General features: G+C 55.8%; 24 protein-coding genes. 18 read left to right on the top strand and 6 right to left on the bottom strand.

Annotated features, from left to right (window positions below; genetic code table 11):
- Positions 1 to 222 precede the first annotated feature (222 nt).
- The 4 genes from JOD78_RS19550 to JOD78_RS19535 all read left to right on the top strand — a co-directional run bounded on the left by JOD78_RS19550 (position 223) and on the right by JOD78_RS19535 (position 3,664).
- A complete protein-coding gene (locus tag JOD78_RS19550; RefSeq protein ID WP_209567433.1) occupies positions 223 to 1,317 on the top strand; it encodes a DNA/RNA non-specific endonuclease in 1,095 nt (364 codons plus the stop codon).
- Positions 1,271 to 1,861 (top strand): hypothetical protein, encoded by a 591-nt coding sequence (locus JOD78_RS19545; protein WP_209567432.1) that lies wholly within the window; start codon positions 1,271 to 1,273, stop codon positions 1,859 to 1,861. The genes JOD78_RS19550 and JOD78_RS19545 overlap by 47 nt, the downstream gene beginning before the upstream one ends.
- 24 nt (positions 1,862 to 1,885) lie before the next feature.
- On the top strand, positions 1,886 to 2,371 hold the full coding sequence (locus JOD78_RS19540; protein ID WP_227022752.1) for a hypothetical protein: 486 nt from the start codon (positions 1,886 to 1,888) through the stop codon (positions 2,369 to 2,371).
- 369 nt (positions 2,372 to 2,740) lie between these two features.
- A complete protein-coding gene (locus JOD78_RS19535; protein ID WP_209567430.1) occupies positions 2,741 to 3,664 on the top strand; it encodes an SGNH/GDSL hydrolase family protein in 924 nt (307 codons plus the stop codon).
- Positions 3,665 to 3,857: 193 nt separating this feature from the next.
- Here JOD78_RS19535 and JOD78_RS19530 read toward each other — a convergent pair whose 3' ends face one another.
- Positions 3,858 to 5,048, bottom strand: a complete 1,191-nt coding sequence (locus JOD78_RS19530) for a tetrahydrodipicolinate N-succinyltransferase N-terminal domain-containing protein (protein ID WP_134136745.1) — start codon at positions 5,046 to 5,048, stop codon at positions 3,858 to 3,860.
- A gap of 240 nt (positions 5,049 to 5,288) precedes the next feature.
- Between JOD78_RS19530 and JOD78_RS19525 the strand changes: the two genes are divergently transcribed.
- Complete coding sequence (locus JOD78_RS19525; protein WP_121043219.1) at positions 5,289 to 5,630, top strand: hypothetical protein; 342 nt, start codon at positions 5,289 to 5,291, stop codon at positions 5,628 to 5,630.
- Between the two features lie 528 nt (positions 5,631 to 6,158).
- Here the strand turns inward: JOD78_RS19525 and JOD78_RS19520 are convergent.
- Positions 6,159 to 7,316, bottom strand: coding sequence for a tetrahydrodipicolinate N-succinyltransferase N-terminal domain-containing protein (locus JOD78_RS19520; RefSeq protein ID WP_209567429.1), 1,158 nt, complete (start codon positions 7,314 to 7,316; stop codon positions 6,159 to 6,161).
- A 240-nt stretch (positions 7,317 to 7,556) separates the two neighbouring features.
- Here JOD78_RS19520 and JOD78_RS19515 point away from each other — a divergent pair, with 240 nt between their 5' ends.
- Positions 7,557 to 7,898: a hypothetical protein gene (locus tag JOD78_RS19515; protein WP_121043219.1), complete on the top strand. Its 342-nt coding sequence runs from the start codon at positions 7,557 to 7,559 to the stop codon at positions 7,896 to 7,898.
- An 80-nt stretch (positions 7,899 to 7,978) separates the two neighbouring features.
- The gene (locus JOD78_RS19510; protein WP_121043217.1) at positions 7,979 to 8,545 is read left to right on the top strand and encodes a hypothetical protein; all 567 of its coding nucleotides are present in this window, start codon (positions 7,979 to 7,981) and stop codon (positions 8,543 to 8,545) included.
- Between the two features lie 383 nt (positions 8,546 to 8,928).
- Here the strand turns inward: JOD78_RS19510 and JOD78_RS19505 are convergent, their stop codons facing one another.
- Positions 8,929 to 9,612, bottom strand: coding sequence for a hypothetical protein (locus JOD78_RS19505; RefSeq protein ID WP_121043215.1), 684 nt, complete (start codon positions 9,610 to 9,612; stop codon positions 8,929 to 8,931).
- Between the two features lie 419 nt (positions 9,613 to 10,031).
- On the opposite strand from JOD78_RS19505, the gene JOD78_RS19500 reads away from it, so the two are divergent.
- The 6 genes from JOD78_RS19500 to JOD78_RS19475 all read left to right on the top strand — a co-directional run bounded on the left by JOD78_RS19500 (position 10,032) and on the right by JOD78_RS19475 (position 14,266).
- On the top strand, positions 10,032 to 11,654 hold the full coding sequence (locus tag JOD78_RS19500) for a methyl-accepting chemotaxis protein (protein ID WP_121043213.1): 1,623 nt from the start codon (positions 10,032 to 10,034) through the stop codon (positions 11,652 to 11,654).
- Positions 11,655 to 11,667: 13 nt separating this feature from the next.
- Positions 11,668 to 12,084, top strand: coding sequence for a hypothetical protein (locus tag JOD78_RS19495; protein WP_209567428.1), 417 nt, complete (start codon positions 11,668 to 11,670; stop codon positions 12,082 to 12,084).
- Positions 12,002 to 12,601, top strand: coding sequence for a hypothetical protein (locus tag JOD78_RS19490; RefSeq protein ID WP_209567427.1), 600 nt, complete (start codon positions 12,002 to 12,004; stop codon positions 12,599 to 12,601). Before JOD78_RS19495 ends, JOD78_RS19490 begins: the two co-directional genes overlap by 83 nt.
- 120 nt (positions 12,602 to 12,721) lie before the next feature.
- Positions 12,722 to 13,375 carry a hypothetical protein gene (locus JOD78_RS19485; RefSeq protein WP_121043209.1) on the top strand — a complete coding sequence of 218 codons (654 nt, stop codon included), beginning with the start codon at positions 12,722 to 12,724 and terminating at the stop codon, positions 13,373 to 13,375.
- 91 nt (positions 13,376 to 13,466) lie between these two features.
- Positions 13,467 to 13,703: a hypothetical protein gene (locus JOD78_RS19480; protein ID WP_083859584.1), complete on the top strand. Its 237-nt coding sequence runs from the start codon at positions 13,467 to 13,469 to the stop codon at positions 13,701 to 13,703.
- Between the two features lie 89 nt (positions 13,704 to 13,792).
- On the top strand, positions 13,793 to 14,266 hold the full coding sequence (locus JOD78_RS19475) for an energy transducer TonB (RefSeq protein WP_121043207.1): 474 nt from the start codon (positions 13,793 to 13,795) through the stop codon (positions 14,264 to 14,266).
- On the opposite strand, the gene JOD78_RS19470 is transcribed toward JOD78_RS19475, so the two are convergent.
- Both JOD78_RS19470 and JOD78_RS19465 read right to left on the bottom strand, forming a co-directional pair.
- On the bottom strand, positions 14,256 to 15,038 hold the full coding sequence (locus tag JOD78_RS19470) for an SDR family oxidoreductase (protein ID WP_209567426.1): 783 nt from the start codon (positions 15,036 to 15,038) through the stop codon (positions 14,256 to 14,258). The genes JOD78_RS19475 and JOD78_RS19470 overlap by 11 nt on opposite strands.
- Positions 15,035 to 15,361 carry a nuclear transport factor 2 family protein gene (locus JOD78_RS19465; protein WP_209567425.1) on the bottom strand — a complete coding sequence of 109 codons (327 nt, stop codon included), beginning with the start codon at positions 15,359 to 15,361 and terminating at the stop codon, positions 15,035 to 15,037. The genes JOD78_RS19470 and JOD78_RS19465 overlap by 4 nt, the downstream gene beginning before the upstream one ends.
- A gap of 102 nt (positions 15,362 to 15,463) precedes the next feature.
- Between JOD78_RS19465 and JOD78_RS19460 the strand changes: the two genes are divergently transcribed.
- Positions 15,464 to 16,369 carry a LysR family transcriptional regulator gene (locus JOD78_RS19460; protein ID WP_209567424.1) on the top strand — a complete coding sequence of 302 codons (906 nt, stop codon included), beginning with the start codon at positions 15,464 to 15,466 and terminating at the stop codon, positions 16,367 to 16,369.
- A 200-nt stretch (positions 16,370 to 16,569) separates the two neighbouring features.
- The gene (locus JOD78_RS19455; RefSeq protein ID WP_134040312.1) at positions 16,570 to 17,151 is read left to right on the top strand and encodes a hypothetical protein; all 582 of its coding nucleotides are present in this window, start codon (positions 16,570 to 16,572) and stop codon (positions 17,149 to 17,151) included.
- On the opposite strand, the gene JOD78_RS28305 is transcribed toward JOD78_RS19455, so the two are convergent.
- Positions 17,053 to 17,361 carry an ATP-binding protein gene (locus JOD78_RS28305; RefSeq protein WP_310159889.1) on the bottom strand — a complete coding sequence of 103 codons (309 nt, stop codon included), beginning with the start codon at positions 17,359 to 17,361 and terminating at the stop codon, positions 17,053 to 17,055. The genes JOD78_RS19455 and JOD78_RS28305 overlap by 99 nt on opposite strands.
- 403 nt (positions 17,362 to 17,764) lie before the next feature.
- On the opposite strand from JOD78_RS28305, the gene JOD78_RS19445 reads away from it, so the two are divergent.
- From JOD78_RS19445 to JOD78_RS19435, 3 genes are all read left to right on the top strand, one after another.
- Positions 17,765 to 18,331, top strand: a complete 567-nt coding sequence (locus tag JOD78_RS19445) for a hypothetical protein (RefSeq protein ID WP_134136747.1) — start codon at positions 17,765 to 17,767, stop codon at positions 18,329 to 18,331.
- Between the two features lie 91 nt (positions 18,332 to 18,422).
- Positions 18,423 to 19,697, top strand: coding sequence for a hypothetical protein (locus JOD78_RS19440; RefSeq protein WP_134136749.1), 1,275 nt, complete (start codon positions 18,423 to 18,425; stop codon positions 19,695 to 19,697).
- A gap of 107 nt (positions 19,698 to 19,804) precedes the next feature.
- Positions 19,805 to 20,470, top strand: a complete 666-nt coding sequence (locus tag JOD78_RS19435) for a hypothetical protein (protein WP_209567423.1) — start codon at positions 19,805 to 19,807, stop codon at positions 20,468 to 20,470.
- Positions 20,471 to 20,477 lie beyond the last annotated feature (7 nt).

Raw genomic sequence — 20,477 nt, 5'->3', positions numbered from 1 at the left:
TGATCCTGGAAATTTTCTTGAAACGCATCTCATCGCCGTCGACGAGATGCGTCCGGTTTTATTGTTGGGGACGTCAGCCGAGGCAGGACTATCGTTGTCTCATGCCACGCGGGACCTGCCCCGATTTCGCTTCTCATTGTATGAGTCGCGAGGGAGAAATCCATCGGGGATTTCCTGATGAACTGGCAACAAATAGTCGACTCGGGTTAACATGCGGCCAGCATGGTAACAAGACAGAAAAAGGCAGCACCCCGCAAGCGGGCCACCTCCAAAAAAAGCAGGCAGAAGGGACTGGGATCATTCAGTCGCTTTCTGATTTCCTTCACCAGCACGACGATCCTTGTCTTCGGCATCGCCAGTTGCGTCATCAACCCGCACCTGACGGATGGCCTGCGCGAGCGCTTCAGTCTGCCGCACCTCGAATTGCCGGCCGAGAGCGCGCCTGCCCCGGTGCGGCAGGCCGAGCCGGGGCACACGGTTGCGCGTTTTGCGCAATGCCCGCAGTTCTTCCCCGGCGCGCAGCCGCCGCAATTGCCTGCGGGTGCGCATTTGCGGGAATTGTGTTTCAGCGCGTTTGCGGTGCTCTACAACAGTCAGACCAAGACGCCCTTCGTGGTAGCCGAGCGGCTGAACCGGACCGCTCTTCTGCATGCGCGCGAGCAGCATCGCACGGACCGCTTCTACCCGGAGGCGCGGCTGCCGCGCGCCGAGCGCGCGGAACTGGACGACTACCGGGGATCGGGGTATGCGCGCGGCCACATGGCGCCGGCCGGCGACATGTCCACACCGGAGGCGATGGCCCAGAGTTTTTCGCTGGCCAACATGGTCCCGCAGAATCCGAGGAACAATTCCGGGCCCTGGTCCAAGATCGAACGGGATACGCGCAAGTACGTGATGCGGGCAGGCGGGGATGTTTTCGTGTTCACCGGGCCGCTCTTCGATGCGGCACCGGCGACGATCGGGCGGGGCCACATTGCCGTCCCGGCCCGCTTGTTCAAGCTGGTGGTTGACGCCAGCACGGGCAGGTCATGGGCGTATATACAGGCCAATCGCGCCGATACCGAGGTGGGAGCGCCGATCACTTATGAGGACTTCGTGCGGAAGACCGGGTTGCGCTTGCTGGGGCAGGGGGCGGGGTTGAGCACGTCGGTCCTATCTCCTGCTAAAGTTGCGGGTGGCCGCGAGCGGGTGATGCAGGCCGGACGTCTTTCCAACGAGACCGACGATGTTGCCAACATCCGCGCATTCTCAATGGCTTTCAAGGATAAAAATGAAAAGCAGCTTGAAACGGACCCTCCTCGCAGCCTTTCTGGTTAACGCGCCGTTCGTGTCGATGGCGCAGGCATCGGCTTCATGCGATGCCTGCAAGGGCGATGCAGGTGAGCCGCAACTGTGTGCACCTGCTGCCGTCGACGGTCTTCAGCGGGTGTCGTTTTCCGACGCCGTGATCGCCCAAAATCGCGCACACCGCAACACTTTGCTGGCCGGCTACAACAAGGACGAGAATCGTCTGGCCGTCACTTTTTTTCTGTATGACAGAGTGGCCGACGGTGACGAGGAAGACGTCAAGGAAGCCATCGATGCGGCCAGGGAAATTCTGTCTGTGCATCCTGGCAGCAAACTCCAGATGGGAGGTCCGGCCTCCCTGCCGCTCGGCGGCGAGAACAAGCGTGGCAACGGTGCCATGATGATCTGGCATGAAGGCAGCGACGATTACGCCTCCTTCTTGTGGGTTCTGCCGATCGAGAAGCGATTCATGAAGGTGCGGGCGACCTACGTGCGACCGCACGGCGGCGAGGTTGAAGCCATGAGATCCGCGCTGGATACCGTGAAATCCTTGTCAGACCAGGTTTGTCGCTGAGTTGCTGGTGAGCGCGAGCATCCGATGAAGAATGACGAAAAGAGAGAGAAGAACTGGAAGGTCCTGTACACCAGGTCGACCAAGCTTGCCCGGGCGAAGCAGCTTGGGATGGAGTATCCGAGAGTTTCCGATGCGGAACTGAGAAAAAGTGCCGCGTCGGAGACGGGTGAGCGGATCAATGTACTTTTCGTGTGCAGCAGGAATCAGTGGCGAAGTCCCACTGCGGAAACCGTCTGGCGCAATCACCCGCAACTGAACGTGCGCTCTGGCGGAACCAGCCCGAATGCACGACACCACGTGTCCGAGAGTGATCTGCGTTGGGCTGACGTGATTCTGGTGATGGAAGAAAAACATCGCTCACGACTCAAGGCCGAATACACTCGTTTGCTTGAGTTCAAACCGGTCCATGTGCTCGATATTCCGGACGATTACAAGTACATGGATCCGGAACTGATCACGCTGCTGCAGCAGGCGGTGCCGGCAATTCTGATGCTGGAGCAGGACCGCTGACTGACCGGCGACGGCACGTTCGGCGTGACGTTCACCATCTGCCAATGGCAGTGATGCAAGCACATGGCAAACTCCTGCCTGCACCATCACGACATCTTTGCCATGTTCGGGGACCTTGCCTGTCCGCGGTCGGCCATGACCAGTAGTACTGACTGGGCCAGGTCAGTGATTTGTCAGAGCAATGTGCGACGATGCGGAGGTACGCATCGTCAAGAGGGCAAGAGGTCCAGGCTACGGACTGATGCGTGCGATGAGGGATTGGCTTCCGGCATGTCTGGTCGGGAGTGCATTCCTGTGATTTGCGAGCACGCACCTACCCATTTCTCAATATTCCGTATGCGCAGAGGACTAACCGGTCTGGTCAGGCAGATGATCGCTTCTCTGTTCCATTATCCGTTGCCTGTCTTTCATTGCACGGCGCGCGCTGGCAACAACGCTGAAATCCGTATGCAGGAACGCAATGGAAACCATATAAATGGTATAAAAAATATTGGCTTCCTGCGACGGGCCGCCGTGATGCTGTGCAAGCTGGCGCTTGTTGCCGGGCTGTTCCATGCGGCGCAAGTGCGTGCCGAACCGGTGGTCATCGAGCTCCGTGGAGACTCTACCGGCCTGGGCATTGATGGAGGGTTGCTGGCCAAAAATGCTTCCGACATCCGCGTGGTATCGCAACCTCCTCAGGCATTCATTCATCTCGCTGGGGTCGTCATTCGCAATGTCTCGGTCAGCGGCGAGTCCACGGCCACGATGCTCAATGGCCATTTTTCCGGCCATCCGTGGGAGCAGGCTGCGCAAGGCGACTGCGCCGACATCGTGATTTTCAATTACGGAATCAACGACAGCCTGACCTTGGACGAGAAGACCTATGCAGACAATCTGGAAACCCTGATTCGTATTTCAAGGGACAACAACCTGGAAGTCTTCCTGCAGACACCGAACCCATCCAGGCTCACGAAGGTTGCGGACTATGCGCAAATCATGCGTGATATCGCCCGCAAACACGGCATCAGCCTCATCGATGTTCAGCAGTATCTTTCTGCGCGCATTCCTTCCGGTCAGCTCAGGAACTTCATGCCTGACGGCATCCATCCCAACCAGGAAGGCTATGCGCTGATCGGAAAATTCATGCAGGGCAGGCTCAGGGATCTGCTGTTGAGGCGCAATCTCATCGCGCTGGCGCGGGGCGATGCTCATGCGGTGCTGCGCGATGGCGTCTGGCATGGCCGCTTCTCGTACGGACGCAGGCCTGCATTGGGGCAGGCGGCAAACTCCTGTCAGAAAAGGCGGACCTGATGCTCGCTGCTTGATGGCAAATCTCTCTTCACACAACCAATGGAGGCAGACTGCGATCTTGCAGCGTTGCATGCGGCGCAGCCAATGAACACCGGCGGACCACCTCTGCAGGTCGCCACAGCGAGATGCCCAAGAAAAAAGCTCCTGATCAAGGAGCTTTTTTCATGTACTGAAGTTTCCGACGGGGCGACTGTCAGTTCTTGTGCAGATCGCTGTTCAGGATGTCTTCGCCATCTTCCAGCTTTTTCGCGAAGTCGATATTGCGGCCGGTACGCAGCACTTCGAGGGCGCCGGTGACGTCGTTGCGGCGGAACGTCGCCGCATTGATGCCGGCCAGCTCTGCGGCCTTGACCACCTTGCCGTTCAGCGGGTGGCCTTCAATCTGCACCGAGACGCGGGACGACGCCATGACCGCGGTTTCGGCCGCGACGATGACGGCATCACCGACCGGAATGCCCAGGGCGGAATTGACTTCCAGCAGGCAGTTGCGGCCCAGGGAGATGAACACGTTGTTGCCGCCGGAGAGCACACCCAGCGTGGACGCGCCGCCGCCGATGTCGGTACCGGCACCGACCAGCACGGAGGAGCTGATGCGGCCTTCCACCATGGAAGCGCCTTCGGTCCCTGCATTGAAATTGATGTAGCTGGCACCCGGCATCAGCGTGGTGCCCTCACCGAGGTAGGCACCCAGGCGAACCTTGTGCTGATCGGTGATGCGTACGCCCATTTTCAGGGAATTGATGCGGTGGACATACAGGGGGAACTTGTCGACCATGTGCGGTGCGAAGCTGCCATCGCCGAAAGCGGCCGACATCAGGGACTGCTCGACTTCCTCGGCGTCCATCGGGGTATCGCCAATCCAGGCCACATTGGGCAGCTTGGTGAACACCTTGGTCAGGTTCAGCTGGTTGGGCTTGAAGCAGCGATGGCTCAGGCCATACAGCTTGAGGGTGCTGTCTTCCACGCCCTGGGGATCGATGTCATCGAAGATGAAGGTGATGACCACGCGATTGGCCGGGCCGGACTTGGTGGCTTCCAGCGCTTGTTCCAGCGCGATGACGTTGCCGTGATACTTGCCGTCGTTCTTGAACGGGGCAAAATAGGCCAGGATCTCGGTCAATTGGGCGGCGGACACCGTGATATTCTGCACGCCGGCCGGGGTCACCCCCAGCACTTTCATCCAGATCGCTGCGCTTGCCGTATTCTGGCCAGGGCCATTGACGACCGGATAGCGCACGGAGGCCAGGGTGCCATTGCCGGTAAAGACGCGGCTGCCGACGGCGAACAGCAGCGGCTCCTTGTAGCCGGCGCTGGCCTTGAAGTCTTCGACGACCTGTTTGAAAGCGTCTACGGTGGCGGGATAGGTGGATTGTGGTTGGTTCATGGGTTTCTGCTGAGAAATGCTTCTTGAGTGTTATAGCGCGTTGGGAGCGCTATTTTAGCGTCGGTTCGGGTTGTGGAGGGCGTTGTTGAAGTAGGGTGGTCCGGTATTGCTTCCCATGGCCGCATCCTTGCTGCCCTTTACCCTTTGTATCTGGAGCCAGAACTGCGGTCGGAGCAGGGGAGGGGCGCGCCGTGATGGCCGGGATCGGTTTGAAGTCAGTCCAACAGGAGAAGGCCTCGCATGATACGGCTGCAGAAATTGCCTGCACTAGCGAAGTGGGCCATCGTCAATCTCATTGGTATCGGGTTCTACTTGTACCTGGCTTCGACGCTTTGGCCTGCCAAGGGAGAAGAGAATACACCGGGAGGTCCCGGCGACGCCTTCTTCATTGTTTTTGCCATTTGGCCAATCCTGCTGGTGTTTGCGGTGGCGAACTTTGCGACGCTTTATCTGATCATCCGGCATGTCCATGAGAAGCGGACGGCGTTCGCTGTCTGGAGCGTTATCATATTGCTCTGGATTGCCGCGGTATTGATCGACCATGGTCAGAGTGTGCATATGATCGCAATTGAGTACTCCTGATCTGATCCGTCCCAAGACAGTTGGCCTTCATCGATTCGCCCGGAAAATCACAATGTGGCGAAACATCCATTCGACCAACCATGAAGATCATATTCATCTTTTTAGTTTTTTCGCTGACCACAGCATCTGCACAGGCGGGGTTGGATATCACCGCTTATGAAAACCTGACCATGGTGAAATCTCCCGTACTGAGCGCTGATGGCGTTCCCGTTGCGCAGAATCAAATAATATTGTTTCCGAGCGACTTCCCGGAGCGTTTTGAAGGACTGGAAGCGGGCAAAGTTTATGCATTCAAATCAGACTTCGAATTCCGGGCAGGTACTTATTCGGGGTATAACCATTGGCGCAATGAGTTGGCAAAACTGGCAGGCTACCAACAGAGTTCTCATGTATTCAACGGGAAAACAGAGCTTCGCTACGATGCGACTGCATGGAATCTGAAGAGCGGACCGTTTTGGGAACTCATCAATTTTTCTGATGCTGAGGGAGTCATTGGTCCGGTCGTCTGCAAGAAGATTTATAAAGATTTCATGCGCTACGCCGATCAAGCCAGGGAACATGCGGAAAATTATTTCCGGGAATCGTATGACAACTGGAAGAAAGCGTTTTCCATGTGTGCGCACGATGGGGCCATTGCAGCTCTGCGGCCTTGACCACCTTGCCGTTCAGCGGGTGGCCTTCAATCTGCACCGAGACGCGGGACGACGCCATGACCGCGGTTTCGGCCGCGACGATGACGGCATCACCGACCGGAATGCCCAGGGCGGAATTGACTTCCAGCAGGCAGTTGCGGCCCAGGGAGATGAACACGTTGTTGCCGCCGGAGAGCACACCCAGCGTGGACGCGCCGCCGCCGATGTCGGTACCGGCACCGACCAGCACGGAGGAGCTGATGCGGCCTTCCACCATGGAAGCGCCTTCGGTCCCTGCATTGAAATTGATGTAGCTGGCACCCGGCATCAGCGTGGTGCCCTCACCGAGGTAGGCACCCAGGCGAACCTTGTGCTGATCGGTGATGCGTACGCCCATTTTCAGGGAATTGATGCGGTGGACATACAGGGGGAACTTGTCGACCATGTGCGGTGCGAAGCTGCCATCGCCGAAAGCGGCCGACATCAGGGACTGCTCGACTTCCTCGGCGTCCATCGGGGTATCGCCAATCCAGGCCACATTGGGCAGCTTGGTGAACACCTTGGTCAGGTTCAGCTGGTTGGGCTTGAAGCAGCGATGGCTCAGGCCATACAGCTTGAGGGTGCTGTCTTCCACGCCCTGGGGATCGATGTCATCGAAGATGAAGGTGATGACCACGCGATTGGCCGGGCCGGACTTGGTGGCTTCCAGCGCTTGTTCCAGCGCGATGACGTTGCCGTGATACTTGCCGTCGTTCTTGAACGGGGCAAAATAGGCCAGGATCTCGGTCAATTGGGCGGCGGACACCGTGATATTCTGCACGCCGGCCGGGGTCACCCCCAGCACTTTCATCCAGATCGCTGCGCTTGCCGTATTCTGGCCAGGGCCATTGACGACCGGATAGCGCACGGAGGCCAGGGTGCCATTGCCGGTAAAGACGCGGCTGCCGACGGCGAACAGCAGCGGCTCCTTGTAGCCGGCGCTGGCCTTGAAGTCTTCGACGACCTGTTTGAAAGCGTCTACGGTGGCGGGATAGGTGGATTGTGGTTGGTTCATGGGTTTCTGCTGAGAAATGCTTCTTGAGTGTTATAGCGCGTTGGGAGCGCTATTTTAGCGTCGGTTCGGGTTGTGGAGGGCGTTGTTGAAGTAGGGTGTTCAGGTATTGCTTCCGTTGGCGGCATCCTTTCTGCCCTTTAGGCTTTGTATCTGGAGCAAGAACTGCTGTAGGATCAGGTGAGGTGCGCGCCGTGATGGCCTGGATAGTTTTGAAGTCAGTCCAACAGGAGAAGGCCTCGCATGATACGGCTGCAGAAATTGCCTGCACTAGCGAAGTGGGCCATCGTCAATCTCATTGGTATCGGGTTCTACTTGTACCTGGCTTCGACGCTTTGGCCTGCCAAGGGAGAAGAGAATACACCGGGAGGTCCCGGCGACGCCTTCTTCATTGTTTTTGCCATTTGGCCAATCCTGCTGGTGTTTGCGGTGGCGAACTTTGCGACGCTTTATCTGATCATCCGGCATGTCCATGAGAAGCGGACGGCGTTCGCTGTCTGGAGCGTTATCATATTGCTCTGGATTGCCGCGGTATTGATCGACCATGGTCAGAGTGTGCATATGATCGCAATTGAGTACTCCTGATCTGATCCGTCCCAAGACAGTTGGCCTTCATCGATTCGCCCGGAAAATCACAATGTGGCGAAACATCCATTCGACCAACCATGAAGATCATATTCATCTTTTTAGTTTTTTCGCTGACCACAGCATCTGCACAGGCGGGGTTGGATATCACCGCTTATGAAAACCTGACCATGGTGAAATCTCCCGTACTGAGCGCTGATGGCGTTCCCGTTGCGCAGAATCAAATAATATTGTTTCCGAGCGACTTCCCGGAGCGTTTTGAAGGACTGGAAGCGGGCAAAGTTTATGCATTCAAATCAGACTTCGAATTCCGGGCAGGTACTTATTCGGGGTATAACCATTGGCGCAATGAGTTGGCAAAACTGGCAGGCTACCAACAGAGTTCTCATGTATTCAACGGGAAAACAGAGCTTCGCTACGATGCGACTGCATGGAATCTGAAGAGCGGACCGTTTTGGGAACTCATCAATTTTTCTGATGCTGAGGGAGTCATTGGTCCGGTCGTCTGCAAGAAGATTTATAAAGATTTCATGCGCTACGCCGATCAAGCCAGGGAACATGCGGAAAATTATTTCCGGGAATCGTATGACAACTGGAAGAAAGCGTTTTCCATGTGTGCGCACGATGGGGCCATTGTTTTCCATTGATGAACACATTCAGACATTACGCGTGAAACGTGCGGGGTGCGGTTTTGGATCTCTCGATCTCGTTTGCTGATGGATCAAGGTGGCTGGGTGATCGTATTGAAGGCAATTCTCGGCGCTACCTCAAGATCTATCTGGGAGGTCTCTTCGTGACCGCCCCTATGGGGCGGTCAAATTGGTGTTGTTTCTTTGAGTGAAGATTGTCTCCACTTTGCACCGTCGAAGGTTTCACGCTGGTGTCTTCCTGGGGCGGGAGGCCGGGATCCTCTGGCTCAGGAACGGCGGGCGGCTGCCGTGCAGGGTTCGGGAAAACGCAAGAAGGCTGGAAAATGAATTATTTTGTGGCAGGCGACTGATTGTTGAGCTTGCGCCCCAATGATTGGTGTCTACAACGTGCTGGACTTCGCTGCTTGCAATGTCGAAGAGCGCATACGCTCTGCCCCTTGGATTGCCTCTGCGAAGATGTCGTGAAGGCTTCGTGCCGTGAAGGGCGAAAGCATTGTGTCAGGTGCTCCCGGGCCACCCCAGCCTCCCAGGCCTGGCACAAAATCGGCATACCTGACTTCTACTTTTCCCTTGCCTTTCAAGGCTTGGGCTATCTCTTCAACGCGCTCCCGCGGACTCAAAGGTGAGTCACTGAGCCCGGGAATGGCATTTTGTATCGACCCATAGCCGCCAGCATCATTCACTTCGGCGAATAATTTCCCGTCCACCAGAACCTGCCCGATAGTTTGGTATTGGTGTTCGTTTGCGTACTGTGCGCTCATTGCGTTGCGGACAGCTTCCTCTTTGCCCCGTACCTCCATTTCCCTTATGAGGGCTTCCGGCATCTTATAAACAACGGGATTGAGGGCACTGACAAGAGTGGCGGGACCACTCAAACGATACTGACTTGCAAGCTCATCAGTCTGTGTTTCGCTTTGCGTGGCTTTCTCCAAGGCGGCAGAAGAAATAGTGACTTTGCTTGACTCTGTCTCCTGTTCCTTCTTTGGCTCCGGCGTTGTCTGATAGCCGGACGAGGGTTGCGGAGCGGCTATGGCCGCTGAAGCCTGGTTGCCGGAAATCATCATGGTATTGATTCCTTGATAGGTAGTGCGTGGCTGAACCCACGTAGAAGACATTTGTTCAAGCAGTATGAAAAAAGACCGAGTCTTCAATCGCGTGAGCAAGCGTGATTTTTGCCCGCATTTCTCAGAAACGGCCTGAGTGTCCGTTGTATCGTGCCGGATCCGGTTAGCTGTTGTATTCGGTTGGACCGGATGGTGCTCATTCCCACGTTTCCCAAACAGAGCCAGCGAGTATAGGCACATCGTCAATGAAATCGGGTTACTACTCGCTTTATTTTGTGTATCAAACCACAACGCGACTTTCTAAGGAAAATCCCTAAATCCAATAATTTCGGTCTACTTTATATTTCGAGGCGGTACAGATTAATTCCCGTTTGGATTGATCAATTAAAAATGCTCGTATTTAACCCAAGGGGGAAACAATGACCGCGCTCAGAAATATGAAGATTGGAACCAAGCTGGCGTTAGCGTTCGCAGCGCTTTTGATGCTGACGTTTTTGCTCGCTGGAATAGCACTGAGCAGCATCAATTCGCTGACTGTGTCCATCAAGGCGGCGGACGCAGTTCAGGATGAACGATTGGTGCCGCTTTACCTGGCGCGGGAAGCTCTCGATCAGACTGGCCTTGCCGCTCGCAACGCCTATGTCTTCAGAACCGATGCGGATGCGCAGAAGGAGCTGGCCATCGTTGATGAGCAAAAACAGCTCTATCTGAAGGCGCTCAAAGACATGGAGCCGCATTTTGCGGGCAACAAAGGTTTTGAAAAGGTGCGTGCCGGTCTGTTGCAGATGGCCGAGGAGTTGAAGCGCCCGCGTATCTATCGTGAAGGTGGAAAGTCGGAAGAATTTCGTGACTTCCTGGTCAACGAATGTAGTCCGCTGCGCCGCCAGATCGTACTCGATATCAACAAGCTCATCGCTGAGGTGGACGCCGAGAACGACAAGGCACATGAGGACACTATCGCTATGGCGTCCAAGGCGTCTGTAGTGGTTGCGGTCTTGACCATCATCGTGGCACTCATCTCGGCCCTTGTCGCATTCGCGATTACACGCGGCCTGTTGAGGCAGCTGGGGGGAGAGCCTGCCTATGCAGCAGATATTGCACAGCAGATCGCGGCCGGAGATCTGACTTCTGAGGTGAACGTGAAGGCGGGTGATACCACCAGCTTGCTGTTTGCTATCAAGAAGATGCGCGACAGCCTGGTTGGCATCGTGGGCAGGGTGAGAGAAGGCACCCACGCCATCGAGCAGGCATCCACCGAGATCGCCACTGGCAATCTGGATTTGTCTGCGCGTACTGAACAACAGGCAGGTGCCTTGGAAGAGACCGCTTCGGCGATGGAAGAACTGATGTCCACCGTGAAGCAGAATGCTGATAACGCCAAGCAGGCAAGCGAGCTGGCGGTATCGGCTTCGGACGTCGCCACCCAAGGGGGCGAGGTGGTCGGCAAGGTGGTCAGCACAATGGAAGGTATCAATGCTTCCTCACGAAAGATCGTCGACATCATCAGCGTGATTGACGGGATTGCGTTCCAGACGAATATCCTGGCATTGAATGCTGCCGTCGAGGCAGCAAGGGCCGGTGAGCAGGGGCGCGGCTTTGCTGTCGTTGCATCGGAGGTCCGTAGCCTGGCACAAAGGAGCGCTACGGCGGCAAAAGAGATCACCGAACTGATCAATGATTCCGTAGCGCAGATTGCCCAGGGAAGCAGCCTGGTCGAACAAGCCGGGATGACCATGGAAAATGTGGTCACCAGTGTCAAGCGGGTGACCGATGTGGTGGCGGAAATTTCCCATGCGAGCCAGGAGCAGAGTCACGGAATCACTCAAGTCAATCTCGCCATCACCCACATGGACGAAGCGACTCAACAGAATTCTGCGTTGGTCGAAGAGGCCGCTGCTGCTGCGAATGCGATGATGGAGCAGGCGGGAGAATTGGCTGGATTGGTGTCCACATTCAAGCTCCATGATGCGCAAGGTTCCGCTACGGTCACCGGCATTGGAAGAAACAAGGTAGCGGCTGTCAGAGCCGTGGCACTGCGCTGACAAGACCGAAAACATGGCAGATCGCCCGCTTGGCGCGGGCGAAAAAAAGCGGCCTGCATTACTGCAGGCCGCTTTTTTTTCTGGTGCTGATGGGCGGAATCAAACCGTCGATCTACTGATCGCGAATCTGCCAGCGGAATTATATAAATCAATAGATCAGGTTGGAGAGATTTCGCTCCGCAATTCAAAAAGCCGACGGCCCACAACGCCAATAAGTACGCCCTCGATCTCGAATTGCGTGGCGAATTTTTCGTGTTGGAATGCGAATGTCATCGCCGATCCTGATAAAGTTTGCCATGTCCGCAATCGGGTAGAAGCGGACCATAAAAATTATCATGGGGAAAAAATTGAAAATTCGCACACTCTGCATGGCTTGTGCCGCTGTTCTGCTTTTGGCGTCGTGCGCTGCTGCGTTGGTGCCGAAGGTTGATGATCCCGCAAGCAAATTAAAAATTGCTCAAGATCTCTTTGAGAATCACAACCGTCCACTTGCGGCTGAACCGATGATCATCGATGCCATCGCCATTTATAAGGAAAAGCATGATGTCGCGGGACTGGTCGAGGGGCAACGTGTTTATGGACTGTTCTTGAGGTCAGCGGCCGTGAGCGGATCAAAGCAACACTATCTGCAATACGGATTCAGGGACAAAGAGGTCAGCTTCGACAATCGTTTGAGCGCGGCATTACTTTATTTTGAACGGGCAACAGCCTTGGCGAGAGAAGCTGGACTGGTCGACATTATTCCCAATCTTTACGTGAACATTGCACTTACACATTATGCACAAGGCAATAAGGACGCAACTTGTACGGCGTTCGATGAAAGCCTTCATGCTGATGATGTCCGAATTCAGCACGATCCCCAGCGGAAGATCATCTTGCCGCGTGAATATGCAAGTTTCAGGGAGGGTGTGAAGGATTTGAAGATGAAGGCTGGATGCTCGAGCTGAGCGTCCGCAATCGGTCGACAGGAGACTTCAAGGAACCGACCGCAAGATGAGCAAGCTGGATGAGGTCAGGCTGATTTTCTGCTACAGTTCCCCGACAAAAATCCAAGGGGGAAAAGTATCATGTCTCACAAAAGCATCTTTATATGCCTGCTGGCCATATTCCTGACTGCTTGTGCCGTATCGAACGTGGATCGCGATTTTTCGCTGGAGAACAATCCGGATGAAGGCATCGTTATCGTCTCGGTTTCATTTGATCGCGCCGGATCCCGAAATTTTCAGGCCATGTTTTACCTTGACGAAGGCATGCCCGGCGCACCTGTTCCGCCCAGGCGTCTGGAGGCGCTTCCTGAGTACGCGACGATTCGCATGGGAAGTCAGTTCAAGGATAGTTATGGGCAGGTCCTTGCCATTTCATTACCCGCTGGCAGGCATACCATTTCGTCATGGCGCCTGGTTCGGAACGCCGGATATATCCTTTCGCCATCAGCGAAGATGGTCCCGCTGGAATTTCATGTGGCAGCCGGCAAGGTTCAATACATTGGCAATCTGCACCTGAACCTCGCCGAGGGGAAAAACATCATTGGCCTTACGATAGTGGCAGACGCCTCTCCTGAGATCAGGGATCGCCAGGATCGGGACTTGCCCATCATCAAGAAGAAGTATCCACAATTTGCCGACCGCACGGAGATCAGGCTGCTGCCTCTCGGAACATGGGGAGGTGGTGGAGAGGCAATTAGAGAGATCCAGCCCATCGTCATCGTGCCGGTCAAATGAATCAATGGATGCGCGCGCTTCCTTTCATGATTGCTCTCAATGGCCTGCTTCCCGCCAGTAACGGACGTCAGCAATCTTTGGAAAGGGCAGTATGGAATATCGGTTTCAAATAGCGTCGGACGTTATCCGCGATGGCCTGGGTTTGGAACTGGTAGATCCCATCGGCAAAGTCCTTGCCGAAGTCTTCCGATGTGACGCTGATCATTCGCTGAAAGTCTCTCTTTTTACAGACGAGCTGCCATTTCCGCTGATGGAGAAACTGGTTCTCATGGCACGTACTGAACCAGGTGTTTTTGAAGATGGTAGTCCGTTGCCGAAACCAGCATGACGACAATTGGTTGGAAGCTGACAATGTCGGAACGAAAGCAGTCCAATTCAACTTGAGTAATAAATAATAATTCGGGGAATTTGAATCAAATGAGATATGCCGTCATTGGCTTTATCCTCACATTGATTGCTGGTTCGGCTGCGGCGCAATCAACGTCCGTATGTACAAAGGCAGACGAAATACGCTGGGAAGCAGCGACGATCCGTGAAGGGATGCCTGCGATCATATATCCACCGCAGGCGCGTCAAGAGGAGCGAGAGGGAAGCGTGCGCATCCAGTTCACCATCGACGGCGATGGCAAAGTTTCCGCAATGACGATTTTATCGACGTCGGGATATCAGGATCTTGATGCCGAAGCCGCACGCGCAATTGGCTCGAGAATTTATCCGCAGATGATGTGTGGAGGGATCGCTCAGGAACATACAACGGCGCAGACCATCAATTTTCGTCTGGACCATGAGCCCGCACCACCGGCGGCGCCACTCACTAAATTCAAAAGAGGACAGCAAGCCCCAGAAGGCTTGCTGCCGCCGCGCCGGCTCCTTCAGCAGCCTATACGGTAGGAACAGTACCACCGTCTATCCGAACCTCGGTCCCGGCGATCGACGCGGATCTCGGGGATGCCAGGAAAGCGATCAGATCAGCGACCTCATCGGGTTTCGCTGGCCGTCCTGCGGGAATACCTCCCAGCCACTCCATGATGATTTTTTTGCCGCCCTCGTAGTCTGTGCCGGCATGCGCAGCCGTACGCTGCGCAAATGCTACCGAAGCCTCGGTTTCGATCCAGCCAGGTGCAACGCTGAGCACGCGAACTCCCTTGGGGGTTACCTCTCTGGCCAGTGCCTTGCTATAGGTCGAGAGGGCCGCTTTTGCGGCGGCATAGGCGGTCGTTGATTCGGGCAAAGGCAGCACGCGCTGGATGGAGCTGACGTGAATGATGATCCCCGACCCTTGGTCCAGCATGCCCGGCAACAGCGCACGGTCCATGCGCACGGCCGGCATCAGGTTCAGGTTGAGTTCGGCGAACCAGTGCTCATCACTGATTGCGGCGAAACCGCCCCCGGGTGTCTTCGATCCGCCGAGCACGTTGATCAGGATATCCACGCTCCCCCATTGCTTCAACACCGTCTCGGAAAAATGCCGCGTGCCCTCTGCCGTGGACAGGTCGGCCGCGACGTAGGTGACGCCCTCGGCCGGATGCCGGGGCAAGCTACGGGCCGATGTGGCCACCCGTGCGCCAGCCTGCGCGAGGGTTCTGACAACTGCGGCGCCGAGACCCAGGGTGCCGCCGGTCACCACGGCGCGCAGGCCGCTCAGGTAAAGGTCAAATCTCATGCCGTGATCTCCAGCGATGCGATCAGGCCTCGTTCGAGGCCAAAGCGGTAGGACAGCACAATCGGGCTCCCGGGGAAGTTGCCGGCGACGTTGGCGCGAACGCGTTGGAAGCCGTCCTCCTGCTGGATGTCCAGTGGCACGCTGGTCGCACCGTACTGGGCCGATGCCTTGGCCAGGAAGGCCGTGATCGCCGCGATTCCGGTGTAGGTGTGGCCGTCATCTTTCATGACGGCCTGCGCCGTGAAGCAGCGCGCCAGCGCTTCAGGGTTGTGTTCGGCCGCGAAGTACGCAGCGATGGGTGGGGGCAGGATCAGGGTGTTCACGTTGGTTGGCTCCATACGGTCAGTAAGGCCACAGGATGCGCGTCAAAGTGAATTTAGTTAATATCCCTTAATCTTGATGAACTATGTAGTAAAAAATACATAATGCGCGGATCCGATTTTAACGAACTGAAGGCATTCGTGGCCGTGGTGGAGCGCCAGAGTTTTGTGCGCGCGGCGGAGCATCTGGGCCTGTCGCCGTCGGCACTGAGCCAGACCATCCGGCAGCTCGAAGAGCGCATCGGCGCCCGTCTTCTGAACCGCACCACGCGCAGCGTCGCGCCCTCGGCCAGTGGAGAGCTGCTCTACAGTCGCGTGGCTCCCCTGTTTCGGGAAATGGCTGCCGCCGTCGCAGAGGCAAGCGAGGCGACAGGAAAAATGAGCGGGACGCTGCGCATCAACACGTTGGGGATTGCCGCGAGAACCGTCATTGCGCCTCGGCTGGCGCGCTTTCATCAGGCGAACCCTGGCGTGGTCCTCGACATCGTGGTTGACGATACGCTGGCCGACATCGTGGCGGGCCGCTTCGATGCGGGTATCCGCGTGGGCAACCGGGTCGAGAAGGACATGGTGGCCATTCGCCTGACTCCTGACTTGAAGATGGTTGCCGTGGCTTCTCCGGATTACCTCGCGCGCCGGGGGATACCCAGGTCTCCTGCGGATCTGCATGCGCATACGTGCATCAACTGGCGCCTGCAGACGGAGGGCAGGCAGTATCGCTGGGAGTTCAAGAAACGAGGCCGGCAAGTCGAGGTCGCGGTGGAGGGCCCCGTCGTGACCAATCATGCTGACATCGGCATTGCTGCGGCGCTGGACGGACTTGGCATTGCTTATCACTTTGAGCGGGATGGCGTGGATGAACTGCTGGCCCAGGGACGGCTGGTCCAGGTGCTGGCGGACTGGTCTATATCGCGGCCAGGATTGTTTCTCTATTATCCGAACAGGCGGCATCGGCCGGCGCTGCTTGGGGCGTTCATTGATTGTTTGCTGGATCGTCATACAGACGATTGATAGCGAGCTCGCGGGTCGATGGCTGGCGCAGACAAGCGACCGAACTGGTTGGGCATGAAGTACTCTGCCTGTCGTATTCCGCCTTGCCTGTACGACCAAAAGTGCCGCATGAAAAATATTCTGTTGCTCGGGTCCATACCAAGACAGTAAAGGTAGGTGCTCTGCTAATGTTATGGGCTCAATCAATGCATGGGGGAAAAATGAATTTGCGCAGATCGCTGGTACTAGGTTTGTTTATCGCGCTCGCCGGCTGCACGGCCACGGCCGACAAGTCGCAGAAGTTCGCACAACCGGATGAGGTCATTGATACCGTCACGCTCAGGCTGCTGTTGGGAGACATCGGGCAAGCCAGGTTTGCAGCGCCCAAAGACGTCGATGCATATCGCTACAAATACGTGCCGGCGATGTTGGCGCGCGTGCCGAATACGTTGAAGATCAACGGGATCAAGGTCGCCAAGGTCGAGACCAACAACGCTCGCAGAACGGATACCAGGTATGAGATTCGTATTGAAGCCAGCGAATTCTCCCAGTCGCAATCCGGAAGATGTTGGGTGCATTACGATTTGACGTTGTTCGACTTCCAGAAACAGGCCAAGATTTGGGGAGGGCGTACGCAAGTCAGTATCAACAGCGACCAACCGCTGCTGCGCTCGGAGAAGCTGGCCGGTGATATCCTCAACAGCCTATATCGTGAAGGAATTATCAAGCTCGCGCAGGGACATGCCGTTAATCCTCAAGGCGAACGGATTACTGATGTGTCCGTCTTCTCGACGGATAAGTAAGTAGTCCAGACACATCAGAAAATTTAACTTTGGGCTAGAGCTGCTCTTGCCAACTGTTTCGCTTCTGGATTGATCTTTCGGGAGGCGGATGGTGAATGTCGTCCCCTCGTCCGCGGAAGAGCGGACGGCAACTGATCCGCCATGCGCACTGGCCACCTCGCGAACGATATAGAGCCCAAGCCCCATGCTCCCACCTTGCTTGGAGGCCAATAAGGATGCCCCTCGATTTGCAATTGCGGAGCGGATTTTTCGGTGTTGAATGCGTCGTCGCCGACCCTGATAACGTTTGCCCTGTCCGCTATCGGCCTGATACAGGCACGAAAAAATATCCGCGTAATACTGAGGATGAGTTCAAGTGGGTATTCAGCGTACGTCGCGTCCACTGGCGGCTCTCGCAATTGCAGACCTGTTGGTCGCCAGGTGAACTGCTCGAGATCACGCGTGCCAGCTATCGTACGGTGATGCTAAACACGACAGGAATCACACAATAAATTCTCGCAATTAAAGAAAATTTACAAAAATCACCGAGCATCAATTAACATCTTGCTACTCGGCAAGATGATCAGTATCTGCACGGTCGCTTGTCGCATTTCAATTAACCAAGCCACAGATCGTGAAGAACGTCTATCCAGTTTCCCTCATTACCGCCACCACACTCCTGGTATCCGCATGTGGTAGCGTCCAGCCGTACAAGGAACCCTTGCCGGACCAGGCTAGCGCAACGCTCACCATCGCCTTGGGCAATGAATATGGCGAATCCAGTCTCTCCTATGGCCGTGCCGACGAGGATGGATGCCTGGAATTTCCGACGCTGTACGCGAGCGGCAACGTGCGCGATCTGCCGCAAACGCCGCCTGCGCCCAAGACCTTGAAGATCCCGGCGGGGAGCCCGCAACTCCTGCGGTATTACCGCCAGATCGGCCGCAACGCTTCCGCGCGCGCCTGCACGATCAACCTCCGATTCGAACCCAGGAAGGATGCGCATTATCTGGTGACAAGCGACAAGCGCTACGAAACGGGCAAGAGCAAATCCTGGTGGTCCGGTGAGAAAACGACCAGTACGGAAGTATGCATGGTCTACGTCCTGGAGCTGGACGAGACGGAAGGCCTGAAGCCGGTACCCATCAAGCAGGTTGGCGTGAACCCGACGCGTTTTGGCGTTCCGGGCTGCCCGAAGTAGTAACAAGGTGAAATACAGTCTCTTGCTGCATTGGGGGCAATGCACTCGAAACGAGACGCCGATGTAGAAATAAAGACAGGGGAAAGATTAGATGAAACGCAGAAACCTCATGCAGGCGGCACGCGCAGCCATGCTTGCAAGTATCGCCATGATGGCCTTGCCGGCCACGGCGCAAATGGCAGAACAGACCATGCGCGAGTTCACCGCCTGCAACAGCAGCTTCTTCCGCGTACTCGCGAAGGATGCTGCGGCGAGCCAGGTGTTGCCCGCGCTGGAACGAAAGGACGAACTCGCTTGGATCAAAGTCAAGGATCGCAAGAACGCCCCCGACAATCAGGTCAACTTCGCCGCCCCAGTCACTGTGGGTGACATCAAGCTGCTGGGTTATTTCGATGAGATAACCGACCTTCAGGAATTGGGACGCTATTACTACTGGGGATTCATCGTCGACGGCACCGTTGCAGAGGTCATCGGCAAGTTGCGGCCGATGGTGAGTAACGCTGATCGCCTCCACCCCGACGGAACAGACTACGCCCGCACGGAGGTGAAGATCGGTAGCTCTGACTGGATCGCCATCAAAACGGGTTCAAGCAGCGTGCCGCAGAAAAACACCATCGAACGCGCATTCATCATCGAAAGAATGGAGAACAACAAGCATGCCACGCGCGTTTCATGTTCGCTGCAAGGTGCAGTGACTGCCGCCGTTCTCAAGACCGAACGGCCCGACGTTGGCTCGGATGATCTGCCACCGCTTTCATCACAAGAGCCAGAGGAGTCGGACCCGCCCTCGAATGTGCTGGCCGCTATTGATGCTGCGGCACCTCAAGCCTCGATATGGCGCCCGCGTTTCAGCAAGATATCCATGCAACTCTCCTATCACGGGAAAAAGCCCTTCACGATGCTCAAGGAGGTTGAAAACGTGAATGGTCTGCTGCATATCCGCGAACACTACTCCGGCACTTTCTACGTAGACCGAGTCTCCTTTGCCGGCCTGCAGCAGCTGCGCGCCGAGATCTATATCAACAGGGTAGCTGCATCGGGCCGACCAGCTCTGACAACAGACCTGACGCTCACCCTTCCTGCCACCCTGGCTGCGGGCGAGACCTTGACGTTCGAGAGTGCGATGCAAAGTGGCAGCCCCCCCAAGCGCGCCTCTGAGGCCAGCAAGCAAACCTGCAAGATCGCACAAACAATATCCGCCTCAGACATCAACGCGACCTTGACTGGATCGGCCGTGCTGCTCGACTGCACGTTCGCCAACGGTAGGCGCACTGAATTCGCCTTCCTGCAAGACCTTGGCCTGGCTATTCAGACCAAGGAGGGAAATGATTCCATGACCTATCCGGAATTCACCATCAGCAAGTAAGCGAAAATTCATGCATCGGACGCGACCGTTACATAGAGCGAGTACGGGCGCGAATTCACTTACGGTGGCACCTCAACCTTTTTGTTCTATCGAAAGCAAATCGAGTGATGGGCATAGCGCAAGCGGGAATCGTATTTAGACCGTTAGAACCTTTGGTTGATATCGAATCATTTGTTTCAGGTTTGTTCGGCACCAAGGTCGTACAGATTGAGCATCCCGATATTGGCCAGTTCGACATTCGAAATCCAGGTGATGTCATGGTCCAACGCTTTGAAGACGCCTATTTTGTCTGCAATAACGACCTCGTCTGGGATCTCCTCGAATTCCCACAGACTGACGTTACTCAAACGTATCGGAGACTCGGCTCTCCTCAACTGTTCATGGCCTTCTGTCATTATGATTCCGGTGGCAGCTATGGATACGCCTTCTTTGAAAACGGTAAAAGAACGCGCTCTCGACTACAAACCGTTGGTAGTGCACATCGACAGCCACTCATTGAGTACGGCACAGCAAAAGACTTTGAACGCAACTGGCTATCGGCAAACTTCTATCTAGAAGAGGACGACTGTCCAAGGGAAGAGTGGCAGAAAATATATTTTCAAGGTAATCGAGAGATTGAAGTGCCCGAATACTTCCTTACCAAACGCATTCTGGAAGAAGGTATGGTTGGAAACTTCGGCGTCTGTCCCTGGGACACTAATCTTGAACCAAGCTGCTACTTCTTCAAAGCCATGGAAAAGAAGAGGCATTGGTGGCAGTTTTGGAAAGACTAGTACCGGG

This window comes from Herbaspirillum sp. 1130 (assembly GCF_017833835.1).
GTDB lineage: Bacteria > Pseudomonadota > Gammaproteobacteria > Burkholderiales > Burkholderiaceae_D > Herbaspirillum > Herbaspirillum huttiense.
Note: the sequence above shows the minus strand (reverse complement) of the source record. Positions and strands in the feature narration are given on the sequence as shown.